Annotated in this window: 24 protein-coding genes and 1 riboswitch; of the genes, 17 read left to right on the top strand and 7 right to left on the bottom strand. The window is 71.9% G+C overall.

Annotated elements, in window-relative coordinates; translation table 11 throughout:
- Positions 1–264: 264 nt before the first annotated feature.
- The gene (locus tag ACLQ25_RS15445; protein WP_425731556.1) at positions 265–1,026 is read right to left on the bottom strand and encodes an SDR family NAD(P)-dependent oxidoreductase; all 762 of its coding nucleotides are present in this window, start codon (positions 1,024–1,026) and stop codon (positions 265–267) included.
- Between the two features lie 47 nt (positions 1,027–1,073).
- Between ACLQ25_RS15445 and ACLQ25_RS15440 the strand changes: the two genes are divergently transcribed.
- The 11 genes from ACLQ25_RS15440 to ACLQ25_RS15390 all read left to right on the top strand — a co-directional run bounded on the left by ACLQ25_RS15440 (position 1,074) and on the right by ACLQ25_RS15390 (position 10,174).
- On the top strand, positions 1,074–1,433 hold the full coding sequence (locus ACLQ25_RS15440; protein WP_425731555.1) for a histidine triad nucleotide-binding protein: 360 nt from the start codon (positions 1,074–1,076) through the stop codon (positions 1,431–1,433).
- 99 nt (positions 1,434–1,532) lie between these two features.
- The gene (locus ACLQ25_RS15435; protein ID WP_425731554.1) at positions 1,533–2,537 is read left to right on the top strand and encodes an NAD(P)H-dependent flavin oxidoreductase; all 1,005 of its coding nucleotides are present in this window, start codon (positions 1,533–1,535) and stop codon (positions 2,535–2,537) included.
- Between the two features lie 56 nt (positions 2,538–2,593).
- Positions 2,594–3,214 carry an HAD-IA family hydrolase gene (locus ACLQ25_RS15430; protein WP_425731553.1) on the top strand — a complete coding sequence of 207 codons (621 nt, stop codon included), beginning with the start codon at positions 2,594–2,596 and terminating at the stop codon, positions 3,212–3,214.
- Between the two features lie 75 nt (positions 3,215–3,289).
- Positions 3,290–4,162, top strand: coding sequence for a PhzF family phenazine biosynthesis protein (locus ACLQ25_RS15425; RefSeq protein ID WP_425731552.1), 873 nt, complete (start codon positions 3,290–3,292; stop codon positions 4,160–4,162).
- A gap of 121 nt (positions 4,163–4,283) precedes the next feature.
- On the top strand, positions 4,284–4,592 hold the full coding sequence (locus ACLQ25_RS15420; protein WP_425731551.1) for a winged helix-turn-helix transcriptional regulator: 309 nt from the start codon (positions 4,284–4,286) through the stop codon (positions 4,590–4,592).
- Between the two features lie 159 nt (positions 4,593–4,751).
- Positions 4,752–5,810: a PhoH family protein gene (locus ACLQ25_RS15415; RefSeq protein WP_425731550.1), complete on the top strand. Its 1,059-nt coding sequence runs from the start codon at positions 4,752–4,754 to the stop codon at positions 5,808–5,810.
- Positions 5,811–5,825: 15 nt separating this feature from the next.
- A complete protein-coding gene (ybeY, locus tag ACLQ25_RS15410; protein WP_396804134.1) occupies positions 5,826–6,299 on the top strand; it encodes an rRNA maturation RNase YbeY in 474 nt (157 codons plus the stop codon).
- Entirely contained in the window at positions 6,275–7,699 is a 1,425-nt protein-coding gene (locus ACLQ25_RS15405; RefSeq protein WP_425731604.1) for a hemolysin family protein, read from the top strand. The genes ybeY and ACLQ25_RS15405 overlap by 25 nt, the downstream gene beginning before the upstream one ends.
- Positions 7,692–8,078: a cytidine deaminase gene (locus tag ACLQ25_RS15400; protein ID WP_425731549.1), complete on the top strand. Its 387-nt coding sequence runs from the start codon at positions 7,692–7,694 to the stop codon at positions 8,076–8,078. The genes ACLQ25_RS15405 and ACLQ25_RS15400 overlap by 8 nt, the downstream gene beginning before the upstream one ends.
- A 5-nt stretch (positions 8,079–8,083) precedes the next feature.
- Positions 8,084–8,980 carry a GTPase Era gene (gene era, locus ACLQ25_RS15395; RefSeq protein WP_425731603.1) on the top strand — a complete coding sequence of 299 codons (897 nt, stop codon included), beginning with the start codon at positions 8,084–8,086 and terminating at the stop codon, positions 8,978–8,980.
- Positions 8,981–9,055: 75 nt separating this feature from the next.
- On the top strand, positions 9,056–10,174 hold the full coding sequence (locus ACLQ25_RS15390; protein ID WP_425731548.1) for an acyltransferase family protein: 1,119 nt from the start codon (positions 9,056–9,058) through the stop codon (positions 10,172–10,174).
- Here ACLQ25_RS15390 and ACLQ25_RS15385 read toward each other — a convergent pair.
- Positions 10,161–10,967: a DUF4097 family beta strand repeat-containing protein gene (locus tag ACLQ25_RS15385; RefSeq protein ID WP_425731547.1), complete on the bottom strand. Its 807-nt coding sequence runs from the start codon at positions 10,965–10,967 to the stop codon at positions 10,161–10,163. The genes ACLQ25_RS15390 and ACLQ25_RS15385 overlap by 14 nt on opposite strands.
- Positions 10,968–11,069: 102 nt before the next feature.
- Here ACLQ25_RS15385 and recO point away from each other — a divergent pair, with 102 nt between their 5' ends.
- The 5 genes from recO to ACLQ25_RS15360 all read left to right on the top strand — a co-directional run bounded on the left by recO (position 11,070) and on the right by ACLQ25_RS15360 (position 14,486).
- Positions 11,070–12,026: a DNA repair protein RecO gene (gene recO / locus ACLQ25_RS15380; protein ID WP_425731546.1), complete on the top strand. Its 957-nt coding sequence runs from the start codon at positions 11,070–11,072 to the stop codon at positions 12,024–12,026.
- Positions 12,023–12,835, top strand: a complete 813-nt coding sequence (locus ACLQ25_RS15375) for an isoprenyl transferase (protein ID WP_425731545.1) — start codon at positions 12,023–12,025, stop codon at positions 12,833–12,835. The genes recO and ACLQ25_RS15375 overlap by 4 nt, the downstream gene beginning before the upstream one ends.
- Before the next feature lie 68 nt (positions 12,836–12,903).
- Positions 12,904–13,089 carry a hypothetical protein gene (locus ACLQ25_RS15370; RefSeq protein WP_357133257.1) on the top strand — a complete coding sequence of 62 codons (186 nt, stop codon included), beginning with the start codon at positions 12,904–12,906 and terminating at the stop codon, positions 13,087–13,089.
- Between the two features lie 435 nt (positions 13,090–13,524).
- On the top strand, positions 13,525–13,725 hold the full coding sequence (locus ACLQ25_RS15365; protein WP_357133259.1) for a thioredoxin reductase: 201 nt from the start codon (positions 13,525–13,527) through the stop codon (positions 13,723–13,725).
- Positions 13,722–14,486 (top strand): pirin family protein, encoded by a 765-nt coding sequence (locus tag ACLQ25_RS15360; RefSeq protein ID WP_425731544.1) that lies wholly within the window; start codon positions 13,722–13,724, stop codon positions 14,484–14,486. Before ACLQ25_RS15365 ends, ACLQ25_RS15360 begins: the two co-directional genes overlap by 4 nt.
- Before the next feature lie 104 nt (positions 14,487–14,590).
- Here ACLQ25_RS15360 and gndA read toward each other — a convergent pair whose 3' ends face one another.
- Positions 14,591–16,033, bottom strand: coding sequence for an NADP-dependent phosphogluconate dehydrogenase (gndA, locus tag ACLQ25_RS15355; RefSeq protein ID WP_425731543.1), 1,443 nt, complete (start codon positions 16,031–16,033; stop codon positions 14,591–14,593).
- Positions 16,034–16,176: 143 nt separating this feature from the next.
- Positions 16,177–16,473, bottom strand: coding sequence for an MTH1187 family thiamine-binding protein (locus tag ACLQ25_RS15350; protein WP_357133265.1), 297 nt, complete (start codon positions 16,471–16,473; stop codon positions 16,177–16,179).
- Between the two features lie 292 nt (positions 16,474–16,765).
- Here ACLQ25_RS15350 and ACLQ25_RS15345 point away from each other — a divergent pair, with 292 nt between their 5' ends.
- Entirely contained in the window at positions 16,766–17,317 is a 552-nt protein-coding gene (locus ACLQ25_RS15345; protein WP_425731542.1) for a hypothetical protein, read from the top strand.
- 180 nt (positions 17,318–17,497) lie between these two features.
- On the opposite strand, the gene ACLQ25_RS15340 is transcribed toward ACLQ25_RS15345, so the two are convergent.
- From ACLQ25_RS15340 to ACLQ25_RS15330, 3 genes are all read right to left on the bottom strand, one after another.
- Positions 17,498–18,298, bottom strand: a complete 801-nt coding sequence (locus tag ACLQ25_RS15340) for an energy-coupling factor transporter transmembrane component T family protein (protein WP_425731541.1) — start codon at positions 18,296–18,298, stop codon at positions 17,498–17,500.
- Complete coding sequence (locus tag ACLQ25_RS15335) at positions 18,295–19,740, bottom strand: ABC transporter ATP-binding protein (protein ID WP_425731540.1); 1,446 nt, start codon at positions 19,738–19,740, stop codon at positions 18,295–18,297. The genes ACLQ25_RS15340 and ACLQ25_RS15335 overlap by 4 nt, the downstream gene beginning before the upstream one ends.
- A gap of 144 nt (positions 19,741–19,884) precedes the next feature.
- On the bottom strand, positions 19,885–20,472 hold the full coding sequence (locus tag ACLQ25_RS15330) for an ECF transporter S component (protein ID WP_425731539.1): 588 nt from the start codon (positions 20,470–20,472) through the stop codon (positions 19,885–19,887).
- Positions 20,473–20,549: 77 nt separating this feature from the next.
- Positions 20,550–20,654: riboswitch (TPP riboswitch) on the bottom strand.
- Positions 20,655–20,711 lie beyond the last annotated feature (57 nt).

Genomic DNA, 20,711 nt, shown 5'->3' with positions numbered 1-20,711 from the left:
GTTCGCTTCGGCCGTCGGCCTTGGCCCGCGTTCGCTTCGGCCGTCGGCCTTGGCCCGCGTTCGCTTCGGCCGCTGGTGGCCTCGGCTGGCGGGCCGGTGACGCGGGCAGGTCGGAGCCGCCCACTCCTTCGAGCGTGATGCCGGTGAGTCATCTTGATGACTCACAGGCATCACGCTCACAGTGGTGTCCGCCATCGCGCCCGCACGAGCCGCAGCGCACCGCCGGTTGGTCAGTGAACGCCGCGCCGGGCTTGAATCGCGAGGTCAGCTGCGCAGGTACGAAGCGCCGTTGAGGTCGACGATGGTGCCGGAGGCCCACTCGGCCTGCGGCGAGGCCAACCAGTGCACGGCCGCCGCGATCTCCTCCGGGCGGGCCACCCGGTCGAACGGGCTCTGCGCCCGGATCGCCGCGCCCCGCTCGCCGCGCAGGTGCTCGGTCGTCATGTCGGTCGCCACGAAGCCCGGCGCCACCGTGGCGACCGTGATGCCGTACGGCGCGAGCGCCACGGCGAGGGACTGACCGAGCGCGTTCAGCCCCGCCTTGCTGGCGCCGTACGCCGGCTGCTCCGGCTCGCCCCGGAACGCGCCCCGGGACGACACGTTGACGATCCGGCCACCCCGCTCGCGCAGGTGCTGGGCGGCGCACCAGATCACGTTCCCCGCACCGGTCAGGTTGGTCTCCAACACCTGCCGCCAGCGGGCCTGCCACTCCTCGTACGAGGTGCCGAAGATCGGGTGCGGGACGTCCCGGTCGCCGTACGTGCCGGCGTTGTTGACCAGCACGTCCAGGCCACCGAGCTGATCGGCGGCGCGGTCGACCATGGTGCGGACCGCGGCCGGGTCGGTCAGGTCGGCGCGGACCACCACGTGCCCCGACCCGGGCAGCCCGGCGCGTAGTTCCTCGGCCGCCTCGGCGGAGTCGCGGTGGTGGATCGCCACCCGGTCCCCACTGGCGGCGAACGCCTCCACCACCGCCCGGCCGATGCCGCGCGAGGACCCCGTCACCAGAACCGCCCGATCCGTCATGCCGGCCATCCTGCCTGAGCCGTGCCGTCCGTCCTTACACTGCCCCGATGGGATCCGACTGCCTGTTCTGCCGCATCGTCGCCGGGGAGATCCCGGCCACCGTGGTCCGCGAGACCGACACCACGCTCGCCTTCCGCGACATCAACCCGAAGGCTCCGGTGCACGTCCTGGTCATTCCGAAGGAGCACTACGCCGACGTGGCCACCCTCGCCGAGGGTGACCCGGCGCTGGCCGGGGCCGTGCTGGCCACGGCCGCCGCGGTGGCCGAGGACGAGGGGCTGCTCGGCGACGGGTTCCGGCTGATGTTCAACACCGGGGTGTACGGCGGGCAGGAGGTGTTCCACGTGCACGCCCACCTGCTCGGCGGCGCGCCACTCGGCCCGATGCTCGCCCGAGACCTGACCTGACGGCCGGCCCGACGCTCTGCCAGGGCTCTTGACGCTTCGATATCCGAAGCAGTAACGTCCGCGCCGAGCGATTCGATTTCCGAAGCAGTCGGGGGAGTCGTGAGGGGATTGCGAACCGCCCTGTGCGAACGGCTGGGCATTGGGCTGCCGATCATCCAGGCGCCGGTGGGTTCGGCTGCGGGACCGGACCTTGCCGCAGCCGTATCCGAGGCCGGCGGCCTCGGCATGTTGGCGTTGACCTGGCAGAGCCCCGAGCAGGCACGCCGCACCATCCGGCGAACTCGGGAGCTCACCACGAGGCTGTTCGGCGTGAACCTGGTTCTCGATTTTCCGGTGGACGATCTGCTGACGGTGTGCCTGGAAGAGGAAGTGCCGATCATCTCCACCTTCTGGGGAGACCCGTCGCCGGTGAACGCCCGGATCCGTGCGGCGGCCGCGCTGCATCTGCACACGGTCGGCGAGGTCGCCGAAGCGGTCCACGCGGTCGCCGACGGCGTGGACGTCGTCGTGGCACAGGGCTGGGAGGCCGGCGGTCATGTCCGAGGCAGCACGTCCACAATGGCCCTGGTGCCCGCCGTCGTTGACGCGGTCGGCCCCGTACCCGTGGTTGTCGCGGGTGGGATCGCGGACGGCCGGGGGGTCGCGGCGGCGCTGGCGCTCGGTGCCCAGGGCGTCATGCTGGGCACTCGTTTCCTGGCTGCCGCTGAGGCTGCGACGCATGAGGTGTATCGGCGGCATCTGATCGCCGCCGCCGGCGTGGACGCCGTGTACACCCGGTGCTTCGACGGCGGCTGGCCGCACGCGCCGCACCGGGCGTTGCGCAACGGGACCCTTCGACGATGGGAGGCCGCCGGCTCGCCGCAGGCACCGCATCGTCCCGGCGAGGGCGATGTCGTGGCGGTGGACGCGGCCGACCGGAACCACCATCGGTACGAGGACCTGATACCGCTGCCCGACATGACGGGTGACCTGGAAGACATGGCGCTGTACGCGGGTCAGTCGGTGCACCTTGTGCACGAGGTCCTCCCCGCCGCCCGGCTGATCCACGACATGGCCGTACAGGCGGCCACCACGGTCGGCGCACTGCACGACCTGGCGGTGTGATGGATCAAGGGTCACATCACCCGCACGGCGTCCGCGCGGGTGCTGCCGACAAGGCAGTGCTGTTCGACGTCGACGGTGTGCTCGTCGATTCGTACCCTGCCTACCGCCGGATCTGGAGCCGGTGGGCGACGCAACGCAACCTCGACCCTGACCTGGTCTGGTCACACACCCATGGCCGCCGGCCTGTCGACACCATCGCGGTCGCAGCGCCACAGCTCGACGCCGACGCCGAATACCGGCTGGTCCGCGACCTCATGGCCGATGAGGGCGACGCTTTTCCCGTGTATCCCGATGCCGCCGCAGTGTTGCGTCTGCTGGAGGGCCGGCGGTGGGGCGTCGTCACCTCCGGCCGAGCTCCGACGGTGCTGCACCGCCTGCTCGCAGGCGGTTTACCCGGTCCTCCCGTGCTGGTCGACAGCGGCCGCGTCCGGCTCGGCAAACCCGATCCAGAGGGCTACCTACAGGCGGCGCAGTTGCTCGGCCTCCCGGCGTCCCACTGCCTGGTGATCGAGGACGCCCCCGCAGGCATCGAAGCAGCTCGAACCGCAGGCATGACAGTGATCGCCGTACGCACCACCCATCTCGACGACGAACTCGCCGACGCACACCACCGCGTCGACACCCTCGCCGACACCATCCCCCTCATCACCGACTGGCTGGACAGGGCGCACTCGTGAACGACGTAGCCACACGATTCGATCTGGTCGTTGTCGGTGCCGGGCCGCTTTCGTCGAGCGTTCAAAGGTGGGTCGATGTTCCGGCCGAAGATCACAATTGTCGATGCGTGCGTGCGGCGCGACGGCCGGGGTGGCAGCCCCACCGCCGTCACCGACGACGACCCGACGGCGACGGACCCCGACCGGTGTGCGGTGGCTGCCGCGGCCGGCACCTCGCACGCGGCGTTCGTCGGCCCGGGGCGGACGCCGGACGGCGCCTGGCCGGTCCGATTCTTCACCGCCACCGGTGAGCTGTCCGGCTGCGGCCACGGCACCGTTGCCGCGCAGGCCGTCCGGTTGACCCGCACCGGCCGCGATGAGCTCAACGATCGCCAACACACCGGCGGGCGCACTTTCGACACCGTCGCGATCCGCCGCCCCGGCGGCATCGAGGTGTGGTTCGACCAGGGACTCGTCGCACTGCGTCACCCGGCGCCGAACGAGCGGGCCGCGATCGTCGACGCGCTCGGGCTCACGGCGGACGATCCGCATCCGGAGGACGGGCCACGGATCGCGGCGCCCGGCGCACCGCGCATGCTCGTACCGGTCCGCGACCGGTCGGCGCTGGTCCGAGTCCGCCCACACCTCGGCAGGCTGGCTGCGGCGTGCCGGCGGTACGGGCTCCTCGGCTGTTTCGTGTACGTGCCGCCGCTGGGCGACCGACCGGGTGCGGCCCGGATGTTCGCGCCGGCTATCGGTGTCGACGAGGACGTCGCCAACGCCAACAGCACCGGCTGCCTCGCCGCCCACCTGCTCGACTCGACAGGGGCGCAGACGGTCGCGATCGAGGTGGAGCAGGGTGACACCCTCGGTCGACCCGCCAGCGTGCTCGCTTCGGCCCGACGCGGGCCGGCGGGCATCAGGACCCGGGTCGGCGGGTTGGCGGTCGTCCGCGCGCTTGCCGGATAGGGGCAGCGCGCCGACTGGATGCTGCTGTATCTAAGATCGAAGCATCAAGAGGGGCGGCAAGGCGATGACGGTACCCAGGCCCGGCCAGCCGGTACGCGGATCGATTACCGGACGACCTCTTATGGCCGCTCTCGACCTGTTTGGCCGCCGCTGGAACCTGCGCATCGTCTGGGAGTTGCAGCACGGGCCGCTCGGTTTCCGCGCGTTGCAGCAGCGCTGCGACAACATGTCCTCCAGCGTCCTGCGCCAACGGCTGACCGAACTACTTGGCGCTCACCTCGTCGCCCAGCAGCCGGACACGGCCTACACGCTCACGGGGCTGGGGCGCGGCGCTTACCAGGCATTGCGCCCGCTGGTCCGCTGGTCCCAGGCGTGGGCCTCGGCCGTGAGCGAGGACGCGGAAACCGAACCCCTGGATCACCGCCCCTGAAGCTTCTCCACCGCAGGTCGCGAGTTGATCGCGGCCAGCGGAAATGGGCGCGATGCGGCCCGCGTTGACCCGATACGATGGGTGTAACGTCCGCACGCCGTGCCAGCTGGGCCGGCGCCGAGATTGAGAGCAGGTGCGCAGGGCCCCTCGGCCCGACCTATGACTGGCACCCCACCTCCCGGCCCGCCCCGGGTGCAGACCAGGATCACCGTGCCCGACCCCAAGATCATGGTCAATCTGCTGGGCGCGGGTGACGAGATCCTGCGCCTCGTCGAACGCTCGGTCGCCAGTGACGTGCACGTCCGCGGCAACGAGATCACCATCACCGGCGCTCCCGCCGACAACGCCCTCGCCGAGCGGGTCTTCAGTGAGCTGCTCGAACTCATCGAGAAAGGCGAGACCCTGACCACTGACGCCGTCCGGCGTACCGTCGGCATGCTCGAGCAGGGCAGCGCCGAGCGGCCCGCCGAGGTCCTGACCCTCGACATCCTCTCCCGCCGTGGGCGCACCATCCGTCCGAAGACGCTCGGGCAGAAGCGGTATGTCGACTCGATCGACTCGCACACCATCGTCTTCGGCATCGGCCCGGCCGGTACCGGCAAGACCTACCTGGCCATGGCGAAGGCCGTCCAGGCGTTGCAGGCGAAGCAGGTCAACCGGATCATCCTGACCCGGCCGGCGGTCGAGGCGGGTGAGCGGCTGGGCTTCCTGCCCGGCACGCTCAACGAGAAGATCGACCCGTACCTGCGCCCGCTCTACGACGCGCTGCACGACATGCTCGACCCGGAGTCGATCCCGAAGCTGATGGCCGCCGGCACGATCGAGGTCGCGCCTCTGGCGTACATGCGCGGTCGGACGCTCAACGACGCGTTCATCATCCTGGACGAGGCGCAGAACACCACGCCCGAGCAGATGAAGATGTTCCTGACGCGGCTCGGCTTCAACTCCAAGATCGTCGTGACGGGTGACATCACCCAGGTGGACCTTCCCGGTGGGACGAGCAGCGGCCTACGGGTCGTCCGGGAGATCCTGGAAAACGTCGACGACGTGCACTTCGCCCAGTTGTCCAGCACCGACGTGGTTCGCCACCGGCTGGTCGGGGAGATCGTCGACGCGTACGCCCGCTGGGACGCCGAGCGGGAGAACCAGCAGGCGCAGGGCGTCCATGCCGTGCCCGGGCGACCCGCCCAGGGCGGCCGGGCCGGCCGCCGCCGCTAAAGCAGAGGAAAGCAGTTGTCCATCGAGATCGCCAACGAGTCCGGTGTCGACGTCGACACCGACGCCGTGCTCGCCGTCGCCCGGCACGCCCTCGACGAGATGGGGGTCAATCCCCTCGCCGAGCTGTCCGTGCTGCTGGTCGACATCGACTACATGACCGAGCTGAACCACCGCTGGATGGGCGGGGACGGCCCCACCGACGTCCTCGCCTTCCCGATGGACGAGGGAAGCGTCGACCACGGTCCGGGCGAGACCGCCCCGGCCGGCGGCGAACCGGCCCTGCTCGGCGACATCGTGCTCTGCCCCGAGGTGGCCGCCAAGCAGGCCGCGACCGCCGGGCACGCCCCGGCCGACGAGCTGCACCTGCTCACCGTGCACGGGGTGCTGCACCTGCTCGGGTACGACCACGCGGAGCCGGAGGAGGAACGGGAGATGTTCGGCCTCCAGGCTCGGCTGCTGGCGAGCTGGCGGTCGACCCGTACCCCGTGATGTCCACTCCTGTGTTACTCGCGGTCGGCCCCACGGCCGGCCTCCCCGACCTGCAACTGATCGTCTTCGCGGCCGGCCTGGTCGTGCTGGCCGGTGTGATCGCGATGACCGAGGCGGCGCTCGCCGCGGTCTCGCCGGCCCGGGCCGCCGAACTGGCCCGGGACGGCGTGCGCGGCGCCCGTACCCTCCAGGTCGTGGCCGGGGACGTCGTCCGGCATCTCAACCTGCTGCTGTTGTTGCGGCTGCTCGCCGAGCTGACCGCCACCACGCTGGTGGCGCTTGTCGCGGTGGACAGCTTCGGCGCGGGTTGGCGGGCCGCGCTGGTCACCGCGGGCGCGATGACTGTGGTCAGCTTCGTGGTGGTCGGTGTCGCCCCGCGCACCATCGGCCGGCAGCACGCGTACGCCGTGGGCCGGGCGGTCGCGCCGCTGGTCCGCTGGCTGGGTCGCGCGCTCAACCCGCTCGCGTCGCTGCTCATCCTGATCGGCAACGCGGTCACTCCGGGGCGCGGCTTCCGGGAGGGGCCGTTCGCCAGCCAGGTGGAGCTGCGTGAGCTGGTCGACCTGGCCGAGCAGCGTGGCGTCGTGGAGCACGGCGAGCGCCAGATGATCCACTCGGTCTTCGCGCTCGGTGACACCATCGCCCGCGAGGTGATGGTGCCGCGCACCGAGATGGTGTGGATCGAGGAGGGCAAGACCCTGGCCCAGGCGCTGGTGCTCTTCCTGCGCTCGGGTTTCTCCCGCATCCCGGTCATCGGCGAGAGCGTCGACGACGTACTCGGGGTGCTCTACCTCAAGGACCTGATCCGCCGGTCGCGCGGCGGCGACCCGGGCGCCGAGCAGGTGCCGGTGGCCGAGCTGATGCGCCCGGCGACCTTCGTGCCGGAGTCCAAGCCGGTCGACGACCTGCTGTCGGAGATGCAGGCGGCACGCAACCACCTGGTCATCGTGGTCGACGAGTACGGCGGCACCGGTGGTCTCGTCACCATCGAGGACATCCTGGAGGAGATCGTCGGTGAGATCACCGACGAGTACGATGTCGAACGCCCGCCGGTCGAGCGCCTCGCGGACTCCTCGGTGCGGGTCACGGCCCGCCTGCCGGTGGAGAACCTGGGCGAGCTGTTCGACACCGACCTGCCCACCGACGAGGTGGAGACGGTCGGTGGCCTGCTCGCCCAGTCGCTGGGGCGGGTGCCGATCCCCGGAGCGGAGGTCGAGGTGGCCGGTCTCCGGCTGGTCGCCGAGGGCACCACCGGTCGGCGCAACCGGATCGACACCGTCCTGGTGAGCAGGGTGGAGTCGGGCGACACGCAGGACGCCACCGGGCGCGGCGACCACGCCGGCCCCGGCGGCGACCCGAACCACTACCGAGACGACGAGAGGCAAGCCGCCGATGCCTGAGACACCCGCCGCGCCCACCGCCCGGCCCACCCCCGGCGCGTCGGCGCCGTTGAGCGCCGAGGACGGCAAGCTCGTCGTCCTGGCCCGGGGCGCCCGTGCGCGGGTCGGTGCCGTGGAGGGCGCCGCGGTCCGGGATCAGGACGGTCGGACGTACGCGGCGGCGAGCGTGGCGCTGCCCTCGCTGACCCTCACCGCGCTGCAGTTGGCGGTGGCCTCGGCGGTCGCCGCCGGGGCGAGTCGGCTGGAGGCGGCGGCGGTGGTGACCGAGGCGTCGACGCTGGACGGCGCGGGGCACGCCGTGGTGCGTGACCTCGCCCCGGACGCACCGATCCACGTCGCCGCCCCGGACGGCACGGTCCTCGGCACGGTGACCGAGTGAGCCCGGTGCGCGACCCGGAGGCCCGCCCGTACCGGGCCGGGTTCGGCTGTTTCGTCGGCCGGCCCAACGCTGGGAAGTCCACCCTGACCAACGCGATCGTCGGCACCAAGATCGCGATCACGTCGAACAAGCCGCAGACCACCCGGCACGTCATCCGGGCGGTGCTGCACCGCCCCGAGTCGCAGCTGGTCCTGGTGGACACGCCGGGCCTGCACCGACCTCGTACGCTGCTCGGCGAGCGCCTCAACGACCTGGTCCGCTCCACCTGGACCGAGGTCGACGTCATCGGCCTGTGCATCCCGGCGGACGAGCCGGTCGGGCGCGGTGACCGGTTCATCACGGGCGAGCTGGCCGAGCTGAAGGCGACCGTGCTGGCGGTGGTCACCAAGACCGACCTGGTGGACAAGCGTCGCCTGGCCGAGCAGTTGCTCGCGGTCAGTCAGCTGGGGGAGTTCGCCGAGATCGTGCCGGTGAGCGCGGTCTCCGGGCACCAGGTGGACACCCTCGTCGACGTGATGACGAAGTACCTGCCGCCGTCGCCGCAGCTCTACCCCGACGACATGCTGACCGACGACCCGGAGCAGGTGCTGGTCGCGGAGCTGATCCGGGAGGCGGCCCTGGAGGGTGTCCGCGACGAGCTGCCGCACTCCATCGCCGTGGTGGTGGAGGAGATGATCCCCGAGGGTCAGCTCATGAAGATCTACGCCGACGTGTACGTGGAGCGTCCCAGCCAGAAGGCGATCGTGCTCGGCCACCGGGCCAGCCGGCTCAAGGAGGTCGGCACCAACGCCCGTCGGCAGATCGAGGAGCTGCTCGGCTCGCGGGTCTACCTGGACCTGCACGTCCGGGTCGCGAAGGACTGGCAGCGCGACCCACGGCAGTTGCGCAAGCTGGGTTTCTGAGGCGTCGTTTGGCTCGTGGGTCGGGCCGGGTAGGGGAGAGGGCAACCCCCGCGCCCCCGATCCAGATGCAGGATGATGCGCAACAGATATCTCGATCTGCTCCGTTTCCTGGCCATCGTCCGAGTCGTCGTCTACCACGTCACCGGGTGGGCGACCCTCACCCTGGTGTTCCCCGCCATGTCGGTGATGTTCGCGCTGGCCGGCTCGCTGATGGCCGCCTCGCTCGCCCGGTCCGGCCCGGCGGCGGTCGGCCGTCGGCTGCGCCGCCTGCTGCCGTCGCTGTGGGTGGTGGCGGTGGTCTTCGTGCCGGCCATGTTGTTCACCGGGTTGCCGCTGTCCCCACGGGTGCTGCTGTGGCTGTTCCCGATCGCCGACCCGCCGGCCAACAACTGGGGGGCCCTGGCGCTGAGCGTCATCTGGTACCTGCGCGACTACCTCTGGTTCGTACTCGCCTCACCGGTCGCGTTCTGGCTGTTCCGGCGGGCCCCGCTTGCCACCCTGCTCGCCCCGTACCTGCTGCTGGTGACCATCGAGGTGGGCATCTACCCGGCGCCGCCGGTGGTGCGTGAGTTCGGGCTGTACTTCGGCGCGTGGGTGCTGGGCTTCGCCCACCACGCCGGGATGCTGCGCCGCCTCACCGGCCGGGTGCTGTACCCGCTCGCGCTGGCCCTCGCCGTCGTCGGCGGGGCCTGGATCGTCACACATGCCGGCCCACGGGGGTACGACCTCAACGGCAACCACCTGGGCAACGCCCTCTGGTCGGCGGCGTTCATCCTGGTCGTCCTGGGCCGGGCACCGGCCGGGGTGGCCTGGCTGTCGCGCAGCCGGCTGGCCGACCGGGCGGTGACCGTGGTCAACCGGCGGGCGCTCACCATCTACCTCTGGCACATGCCGTTCGTGGTGGCGCTCACCCCGCTCGTCGACGTGGTCGGCTGGTCCCACCAGGACCCGGTGGGACTGGCGGTACGGGTGCTACTGGTCTTCGCGCTGGTCGGTCTGGTCACCCTGGCCGTCGGCTGGGTCGAGGACGTCGCCGCCCGCCGCCGCCCCGAACTGGTTCCCCTCGGCTCGCCGGTCGTCTCCGGCAACGCCCGGACAGATCGGCGCGCGGTCGGCGAGAGCGCGGGGCGGGCCACCGTGCCGGCACAGCGGACGCCCACCGAGGCGGCGACGGTCGAAATCAGCGCGCGCTGATGGTCACGTCGCCGCTGCCGGCCGAGCCGTCGAGCACCAGGGAGGCCGCCGGGTCGTCCGCCACGGTGATCCGCGCGTCGCCGGAGCCGGTGCTGGAGCGGACCCGGTAGCTGCCCGCCGGCACGAGCAGGTTGACGTCCCCGCTGGAGGCGTGCGCCCGCGCCGAGGTCGGCGTCTCCAACTCGATGGTCACGTTGCCCGAGCCGGCCTCGGCGTCCGTCGCGCCGGCCACCCGGCGGGCGCTGACGTCGCCGGAGCCGGCCCGCAGCCGTACCGTCGAATCGGCCTCGCTCAGGTCGATGTTCCCCGAGCCGGTCTCCACGTCGAGCGCCCCCGTGACCTCGGTGATCCGCACGTCACCCGAGCCCAGCCGCAGCTTCACCGCGCCCACCTTGGTCAGCTCGACGTCGCCCGAGCCGCTGTCGCCCTGCACGCTCACGCCCGCCGGCACGGTCACCTCGTACGAGACGCTGCACCGGTCACCGCAGTCGGTGTTCAACACCAACTCGCTGTCCTTGATCTCGTACCGCGCCTTGGGCTCGCCGCCCTGGTAGCGCACCACCCGCTTGATCCGCGCCTCGCCCGCCGCGCCGGTGCCTCGGATGATCACGTCCCCGGAGCCCCCGTCCACCCGGATGGTGGTGATCTTCACCGGCTCGGTGTCGTCGTAGTCGAGCCGACGGAACGACAGGTTGTCGCACCCGGCCAGCAGGATGAGGGCGGTAGACAACCCCAACGCGACGGGCGCGGCGGCGCGGCGACGACGGACGGTGGTGCTCTGGTGCGGTGCCATGGCCAGCACGCTACGGGCGGGCGTCGGCCCGGCACATCGGGGTTCATCCTCGCGTCCACCCCGAAGCGACCCTGATTTCACACCCCGAGGGAGAATGGTCCGATGGCCGGGTACCGCCGACAGCTCTACCGCGACGACGCGGTGGTGCTGCGCGTGCAGAAGCTCGGCGAGTCCGACCGGATCATCACCCTGCTGACCCGCCGGCACGGCCGACTGCGGGCGGTCGCCCGTGGGGTCCGGCGCACCATGAGCAAGTTCGGCGCCCGCCTGGAGCCGTTCGGTCACATCGACCTGCAACTCGCCGGTGACCCCAAGGGCAACCACGGCAGCTCGCTGCACACGGTCAGCCAGGTCGAGGGCATCAACCTGTACGGCAAGCGGTTCCTCGGCGACTACCCCCGCTACACGGCGGCCAGCGCGATCGCCGAGACCGCCGAGCGGCTGACACCCATCGAGCGGGAACCATCGCTGCGGCTGTTCCAGCTCACCGTGGGGGCGTTGAAGGCGCTGTCGCGGGGCGAGCATGACACCACCCTCGTGCTCGACGCGTACCTGCTGCGGGGGATGGCCCTCGCCGGCTGGGCGCCGGCGCTGACCGCCTGTGCCGTCTGCGGCACCCCCGGGCGGCACCGCGCGTTCTCCGTGCCGGCCGGCGGCGCGGTGTGCCCGGACTGCCGGCCGCCGGGCGCGGCCCACCCCGCACCGGCCACCATCGACCTGATGTCCGCGCTGACCACCGGCGACTGGGTGGTCGCCGATGCCACCGACACCGGGGTACGACGGGAGTGCAGCGGCCTGGTGGCGGCGCACCTCCAGTGGCACCTGGAACGCGCGTTACGCTCGCTGCCGCTGGTCGACCGGAGCACCACCCCGGTCGCCGGTACGGTCCCGCCGCCGGGTGGCGGTGGGGCGGGGATGCTCCGGCCGCGCGGTGACGCCGGTTCCGGGGCTGCGATGCTCCGGCCGGGCGGTGACGCCGGTTCCGGGGCTGCGATGCTCCGGCCGGGCGGTGACGCCGGTTCCGGAGCGGACGGCACGAGCAAGGAGAGAGCCGAGTGATCCGATCGACGAGGTCCGGTCGGCGCGAGCCGACGCCACCGACGCCCCACCCGTCCGGCGCCCGGCCGCCGGCGCTGCCCACGGGGGCGGTGCCGAAGCACGTGGCCATCGTGATGGACGGCAACGGTCGGTGGGCCAAGGACCGCGGGCTGCCCCGCACCAAGGGGCACGAGGCGGGGGAGCACAGCCTCTTCGACACGATCGAGGGCGCCATCGAGATGGGCATCCCCTACCTGTCGGCGTACGCCTTCTCTACCGAGAACTGGCGGCGCTCGCCCGACGAGGTCCGGTTCCTCATGGGGTTCAACCGGGACGTCATCCGTCGACGCCGCGACCAGTTGGTCGACCTGGGCGTCCGGGTGGTCTGGTCGGGGCGTCCGGGGCGGTTGTGGAAGAGCGTCATCTCCGAGCTGCAGACCGCCGAGGAGATGTCCCGCGACAACTCGACGCTCACCCTGCAGTTCTGCGTCAACTACGGCGGGCACGCCGAGATCGGTGACGCCGCCGCCGCGATCGCCCGAGACGTCGCGGCCGGTCGACTGGACCCGGCGAAGGTCACCGAGAAGACCGTCGCGAAGTACCTCTACCACCCGGAGATCCCGGAGGTGGACCTGTTCCTGCGGCCCTCCGGCGAGGAACGGATCTCCAACTTCCTGCTCTGGCAGACCGCGTACGCCGAGTTGATCTTCCTCGGCACGCTCTGGCCGGACTTCGACCGCCGCCACCTCTGGTACGCGTGCGAGCTGTACGCCCAGCGGGATCGGCGCTTCGGAGGCGCGCTGCCCAATCCGGTGGCTCCGACGGCCTGAGTGAGGCTTATCCACACGTCACTCTGGGTATCAGGAACGTCAGGAGCCACTGACGGAGGTGAACCCACATGATCCAGAAGCGCATTGCCCAGTGGGCGGTGATGGCCGTCGCGGCGCCACTGGCCGCGGCCGGCGCGCGTCGACTCAGCCACACCCTGGAGGCCCGCCGTGGTCCCTCCGGGGCGACCCGGCTGCTGACGAGGGGCGCGGACCTGATCCGCCCGCAGAAAGCCAAGCGTCGCCGGTTCTGGTAACGCAACCCCACCACCCACCCGACGCCGCCCCGCACAACGTGCGGGGCGGCGCGTGCGTCTCACCCTGTCGCTCGTCTGACCCTGTCGTGCGTCTGACCCTGTCGCTCGCCTCACCCGTCGCTCGCCTCACCCCGTCGATCATGGAGTTTTGGTGGCCGGTTTAGCCGCATTCACGACTTTCGTTCACCACCACAACTCCATGATCGACAAGGCGGGGGTGGGGCGGGGGCGAGGTCGGGGCGGGGCGGGGGTGGGGCGGTGAGGTTGGGGCGGGTCGAGGCGGGTCGAGTCGGGGCGGGGCGGGTTGGGGCGGGTCGGAGTTTGGTGGGTTGTGGGTTTTGGGGCTTGGAGGGGTGGGGGTCGGTAGGGTTCGGAAAAGGGGGGCGGGAACTATCGGGCGGGGTGGGTGTGCGGGATCTCCGGTACAAGATGATCATGGCGTTGAACGCGGCCGACCTGGGCGATCCGATCTGCGAGCAGGTCGCCGAGATCTGCGCCGAGATCGCCGAGCAGCACTGCGCCGAGTTCGGTCACACGCCCGCGCTGCGCACCGGTGAGATCGCCGAGCTGGCCACCGGAGAGCCGGCCCTGACCTGGGCGCCGTCGATCCCCGACGCCGGGCAGCGTGCCTGGTGACCGCGCCCGCGCCGGCGGTCGACTTACGCCGCGCCGAGGACCGCTTCGCCACCCGGATCTCCTGGCTGGACTCGAAGCACTCCTTCTCGTTCTCCCGGCACTACGACCCGGCCAACACCCACCACGGGCTGCTGCTGGTCAACAACGACGACGTGGTCCGGCCGGGCGCCGGCTTCGAGACCCACCCGCACCAGGACATGGAGATCGTCACCTGGGTGCTGCGAGGTTCACTCGTACACCAGGACTCCACCGGCCACTCCGGGGTGATCTACCCGGGCCTGGCCCAGCGGATGAGCGCCGGCACCGGCATCCTGCACTCGGAGAAGAACGACGCCTGGCGGCTCCTCGACAACCAACAGCCGCACAGCGACCCCGTGCACTTCGTGCAGATGTGGGTGCTCCCCGACGAGCAGGGGGTGGACCCCGGCTACGAGCAGCTGGAGATCGAGGACGAGTTGCTGCGCGGCGGCCTGGTGCCGATCGCCTCCGGAATGGACCGCTACGACGGCGCGTCCGCCATCCGGATCCGCAACCGGTACGTGACCCTGCACGCCGCCCGCCTCCGCCCCGGCGACGAGGTCACCATCCCGGACGCGCCCTTTGTGCACGTGTACGTGCCCGACGGCACGGTCACCCTGGAGGACAGCGGCCCACTCGGCACCGGGGACGCGGCGAGGCTCACCATGACCGGCGGTCGACGGGTCACCGCCGACGAGCCGGCGGAGATCCTCGTGTGGGAGATGCACGCCACCGTCGCCTGAGCGCTCGCGATGCCTCGCATGATCACGCCCGAACGTGGATGTAGTGGCCTCCCGCCGTCGGGAGGCCACTACATCATGGATGGCGCGCGATCATGTCCGCGTCGTCAGGCCGGGGACTCCGTCTTGTCGCCAGCCCAGGTGGTGTGGAACGAGCCCTCGCGGTCCACACGCTGGTAGGTGTGCGCGCCGAAGTTGTCCCGCAGGCCCTGGATCAGCGCGGCGGGCAGCCGCTCGGCGCGCAGCGCGTCGAAGTACGCCAGCGACGACGAGAACGCCGGCGTCGGCACACCCGCCTGCGCCGCGTCGGCCACCACCCGCCGCCAGCTCGGCACGCCCGCGCTGACCGCCTCGGCGAAGTACGGCGCCACCAGCAGCGTCGGCAGGTCGGGCTGCTCGTCGTACGCCTCGCGGATCCGGTTCAGGAACCGGGCCCGGATGATGCAGCCACCCCGCCAGATGGTCGCCGTACCGCCCAGGTCGATGTCCCAGTTGAACTCGCTGCTGCCGGCCCGGATGTGGTCGAAACCCTGGGCGTACGCGACGATCTTGGAAGCGAGCAGCGCCCGGCGGACGTCCTCGACGAACGCGTCCCGGTCGGCCACCTGCCACTTCTCACCGGCGTCCGGGAAGGCCCGGCGGGCCGCCTCGCGCTGGTCGACGTGCCCGGACAGCGAGCGCGCGAACGTGGCCTCGGCGATCCCGGTGATCGGAATGCCCAGGTCCAGGGCGCTCTGCACGGTCCACCGGCCGGTGCCCTTCTGCTCGGCCCGGTCCTGCACGATGTCGACGAACGCCCGGCCGGTCGCCGCGTCGGTGTGCGCCAACACGTCGGCGGTGATCTCGATGAGGAACGACTCCAGCTCGCCGCTGTTCCACTCGCGGAAGATCTCGGCGATCTCCGCCGGGGTCACGTCCAGCCCGGCCCGCAGCAGGTCGTACGCCTCGGCGATGAGCTGCATGTCGGCGTACTCGATGCCGTTGTGCACCATCTTGACGAAGTGCCCGGCGCCGTCCGGCCCGACGTGCATGCAGCACGGCACACCGTCCACCTGGGCGGCGATCTTCTCGAACATCGGCCCGAGCTTCGCGTACGACTCGGTCGAGCCACCCGGCATGATGCTCGGGCCGAGCAGCGCGCCCTCCTCGCCGCCGGAGACGCCGGTGCCGCTGAAGTGCAGCCCCTGCGCGCGCAGCGACTCCTCGCGCCGGCGGGTGTCGGCGAAGTGGGCGTTGCCACAGTCGACGATGATGTCGCCCTCGTCCAGCAGCGGCACCAACTCGTCGATGACCGCGTCGGTGGGCGCACCGGCCTTGACCATCACGATCACCGCGCGGGGTCGTTCCAGCGACGCCACGAAGTCGGCCATCGACTCACCGGGCACGAAGGTGCCCTCGTCGCCGTGCTCCGCGACGAGGCTGCGGGTGCGTTCCGGGGACCGGTTGTGCACCGCCACGGTGAAGCCGTTGCGGGCCAGGTTGCGGGCCAGGTTCCGGCCCATCACCGCCAGCCCGGTCACGCCGATCTGCGCTGTCGCCTGCTGAGCCATTCGTGCCGCCACCTCTCGCCGTCGAACTGTCCCTGCGACGGTATCGCGGCATCCGGCCTCACGGGCAGGTCGTCCCACGGCGGGTCACCGCCTGGTCGCGGCCAGTCCGTCCACCGCGTCCACCGGCCGACCGAGGTACACGCTCACCCCTGGGCCAGTCGTTCCTCCACCCGCGCCACCTTCGCGGTGAGCGCATCGGTGACTCCGGGCCGGACGTCGGCCTTGAGGACGACGCTCACCCGGGGGGCCTGCGCGGCCACCACGTCGACGGCGCGCTTGACCACCGCCATCACCTCGTCCCACTCGCCCTCGACGGTGGTGAACATGGCGTCGGTCCGGTTCGGCAGCCCGGACTCGCGGACCACCCGTACCGCCTCTGCCACGAGGTCGCCCACGGAGTCGCCGCCGCCCAGCGGGGTGATCGAGAACGCGATCAGCATCTGCCGATCGTGCCAGTAAATTCGGATGCGCGTCTCCCCAGCCGGTGGTTAGGGTTCCGGCATGCGTAACTGACGCCCCACTTCCGAGCCGGTCCGCCGCCCCGCGTCGCGGTCCGTGCGCTCCCGGGCGTCGCGCGTCTTGATCCCCGCCGTTCAGCGGCGTCGAGCCTGCCTGATCCCCGGTGAGCAGTACCTTCCCACCCAACCGTCGCGCCGCGACGGTCACCAGCCGATCCGACCGACCGCCGCAGCGCGGGAACGGCCGGGACGGTCGGCACCGAAGGAGGCCCGGATGCCCGCCAGGCGTAACCCGAGAAAGTCCCGTACCCCGAAGACGACCCCGCCCGGAACGACCCCGGCGGCCGACCACGGCCCGGCGGCTCGCGGCCCGTTGGCTGACCACGGCCCGGCGGCCGGGGATGGCCCGGCGGCTGGTCGCGGCCTGTTGGCTGACCACGGCCCGGCGGCTGGCCGCGGCCCGATCCTGCCGACCCGCCCCGATGTCGCGGTCGAACCGGCACTGCCGGCGGCCCTGGTCGAGCCCCTGCCACTGGCGGCGCTGGTCGACCCGGCGGCGACCGTCGAGCCGCTGCCGCTGGCGGCATTGGTCGATCCGGCGGCTACCGGCGAGCCGCTCCGGCCCGGTGCTGTCCCGGCCGACGCGGCGCTGCCTGTCGACGTGCCGGCGGCTGTCGACGCGCCAGCGGTGGAGGATCTGCGCACGCCGGCCAGCCGACCCTCGGCACCGACGGCCGGGCCGCCCACAGGCGGGGGCAACCGCTCGGCCGGCGGCCGTAGCCAGCCGGCCGGGCAGACCCGCCGATACGCCTTCCGGCGTAGCTGACCGAGCCGTGCGCCCCCGCGGGCGCACGATTCGGTGACAGCAACTTCAGGGATGTAGTGGCCTCGTCAGTGCGGGAGGCCACTACATCCCTGAACTTGCGCGGATCTTGCCGCCGGCCTGGCACGCGACCGGCCCGGCACGCGACCGGCCCGGCACGCGACCGGCCGGCGTGGGCCGGGGTCAGCCGAGTAGGGGGCGGAAGGTTCCGGCCAGGATGCTCGTCGTCAGGGCGGCGCCGGCCAGCGCCGCCGCGCCGACGACCAGCAGCGTGTCGGCGAGCCGGAAGCGCTGCCGGCGGGCCACAGTACGGGGTGTGCCGGCGTCGAATCCGCGCGCGTCCATCGCGACGGCCAGCCGGGTACCTCGGCGGATCGCCCCGACCAGCAGCGCGAACGCCGTGGACGCGAAGAGTCGTAGCTTGGCCACGGGGTTGCGCCCCGCGTCGACGCCGCGGGCACGGCGGGCCATGCTGATCATCTGCCACTCCTGCCCGAGCAGCGGCACGAGCCGGAACGCGGCCAGCGCCCCGATGGCGAACCGTGCCGGCGCCTTCGCGTTCTGGATCAACGCGTCCGCCAGGTCGGTCGGATCGGTGGTGGCGAAGACGATCACCCCGGGCAGGGCCACCGCGAAGATCCGCAGCACCAGGCCGAGCGCGGTGAGCAGCACGCCGGTGCTCACCAGCACCGGCCCGGCGTCCAGCAGGACGCGACCGGACTGGTCGGCGGCGAAGAGCACCAGGGTGACCAGGATGCCGACGGCGCTGAGCAGCAGCGGTAGCGCCCGCCGGGCCAGTACCCGGTAGCGCAGGCCGAACAGCGGCAGCACGGCCAGCTCGACGGCGATGGCGATGGCGGGCGCCACCGGGTCGAGCGTGGCCAGCAGGGTGAACGAGAAGACCAGCGCGGCGGCGAGCTTCGCCACCGGATTGCGGCGGGCCAGCGGCGCTCCGGGCCGGGCGACCGGCTCGATGCTGATCATCGGCGTGGCTCCTGTTCAGCGCTGCGGCTCGCCGACCGCTCCAGGGTGACGGTGCGGTCGGCGAGCGCGGCGACGAAGTCCGCGTCGTGGGTGACGCTGACGACGCCGTGCCCGGCGTCGCGCAGGTCGGCGAAGAGGTCGACCAGCTCGCCCCAGGTCCGCCGGTCCTGGCCGAAGGTGGGTTCGTCGCAGATCAGCAGGTGTGGCGCGGTGGCCAGGGCCGTCGCCACGCTGAGGCGTCGCGCCTCCCCACCGGAGAGGGTGTACGGGTTGGCCGCCGCGAGCCGAGTCAGTCGTAGCCGCTCGAGTAGCCCGGCCACCGTCGCCTTGACCGCTGCCTCGGGTTGACCCGTCCGACGTGGGCCGAGCGCCAACTCGTCGAAGACGGTGCCGGTGACGAACTGGTGCTCCGGGTCCTGGAAGACCGACCCGATCCGCCGCGCCAGCGTGGGCGCGCGCCAGCGGTGCGGGGGAGTGCGATGGTGGGCGCCGGCCAGCTCGGCCGAGGCGGTGACCCGGCCGGTGCCCGGTTTGAGCAGCCCGCCGAGCAGCAGCGCCAGGGTGGACTTGCCGGCACCGTTCGGTCCTCGTACGGCGAGGGCCTCTCCGGCGCGTACCGTCAGATCGGTGGGGCCCAGCCGCGACGGCAGGCCGAGCCGGTCGGCGGTGAGCAGCACGTCGCCGCTGGCGGCGGTGGCCCGGCGCGGCGCGATGGGGCGACCGGGCACCCAGACGCCCTCGGCGGCGAGGGCGTCGCCGTGCGCGGCGAAGACCGCGTCGGGTGGCCCGTCCGCGCGGATGCCGCCGCCGGGCTCCAGGACGACCACCCGGTTTACCAGGGGCAACGCCTCGGTCACCCGGTGTTCGACGAGGAGCAGGGTGGTGTCGGCGTCCAGCGCGCCCGCCACGGCGCCCCGGACCAGGGCTGCCCCGTCCGGGTCGAGGTTGGCGGTGGGCTCGTCGAGCAGCAGCAGGCCGGGTCGCAGGGCCAGCGCGCCGGCCAGGGCGAGGCGTTGCTGCTCGCCGCCGGAGAGGGCGGCCGTGCTGCGGTCCCGGGGGTACGGAAAGCCGACGCGCCGCAGCGCCTCGTCGACGCGCGGCCAGATCTCGTCCGTGGGTACGCCCCGGTTCTCCAACCCGAACGCGACGTCGTCGCCGCTGCGTGCCATGACCAACTGGGTCTGCGGGTCCTGAAAGACGATGCCGACCCGTTCCCGGCCCTTGCGCGGGTCGAGCCCGTCGATCTCGACGGTGCCCTCCTGCTGACCGGAGTCCTCCGGCAGCAGCCCGGCGAGCGCGGCGAGCAGGGTGCTCTTGCCGGCTCCGGAGGGCCCGAGCAGCAGCACCCGCTCGCCGTCCTCCACCCGGAGGTCCACCCCGCGCAGTGCCCAGGCCCGACGCCCGGCGTGCCGCCACCCGAAACCCCGCAGCAGAACCCCCACAACCCCTCCTTCCGGGCCCCCGCACGTTGTTGATCAAGAGGTTCGCGTCAGAATTCCGCCTCGCGGTGACGCGAACCTCTTGATCAACGAGGCAGGGGTCGGACGAGGCAGGGGTTGGACGAGGCAGCGTTGGACGGGACAGGGTTAGATCAGGGCGCGGGTTCGGCCTGATGGGAGACGGTCCAGGACGCCGGTGTTGGCCAGGGCGCGGGTGAGCGCCCAGCCGCCGACGCCCGCGATGATCGTGGCGCTGACGATGGTGAGCAGCGCGTACGGGATGCGGTAGTTGACCAGCTCGGTCTCGGTGTTCCAAACGAAGAAGTCGAACAGGGCCGCGCTGAGGCCGGTCAGCGCGCCGGCCAGCACGGCGGTCGGCAGCCCGTACGACCGGTAGCGGAAGGCGGCGAACGCCAGCTCGGCACCGATGCCCTGCACGATGCCCTGCGGGATGACCGTGCCCGCCCACTGGCTGCCCAGCAGCGCGGAGACGACCGCGGCCACCGTCTCGCAGTAGAGCGCGGCGCCGGGTTTGCGGATGACCAGCCCGCCGACCACGGCCGGCATCAGCCACACGCCGTAGATCAGCGTCTGCGCGGGCGGGAAGAAGGCGAACGCGCCCTCGGTGGCGCTCCAGATCAGGCCCCAGGCCCAGAAGATGACGCCGAAGGCGACCGCGATCACCGAGGCGACCACGATGTCGATCGTGCGCCAACGGTTGGTGATGTTGTCCATGCTGTGCTCCCAGTTCAGTGGAACGAACCAGGAGAAGACGCACGCCGCGCGTCCGGGGGCACCGGACCCACGGCGCGGCTGGAGGTCGACCGAACTCCCTGCGCTGGCATTACCCAGATCAGGTTCGAGGGTCTGCGGGCGTACCCGCACTCTCAGCGCTGTGCGCTCCCCTGTCGGATGTGAAGTTGTCTCGCTGACGCTAGCACCGACCAGGGGTAACAGCCCAGCAGGGCCTTTCC

This window comes from Micromonospora sp. DT44, from assembly GCF_049841635.1.
Classification (GTDB): domain Bacteria; phylum Actinomycetota; class Actinomycetes; order Mycobacteriales; family Micromonosporaceae; genus Micromonospora.
Note: the sequence above shows the minus strand (reverse complement) of the source record. Positions and strands in the feature narration are given on the sequence as shown.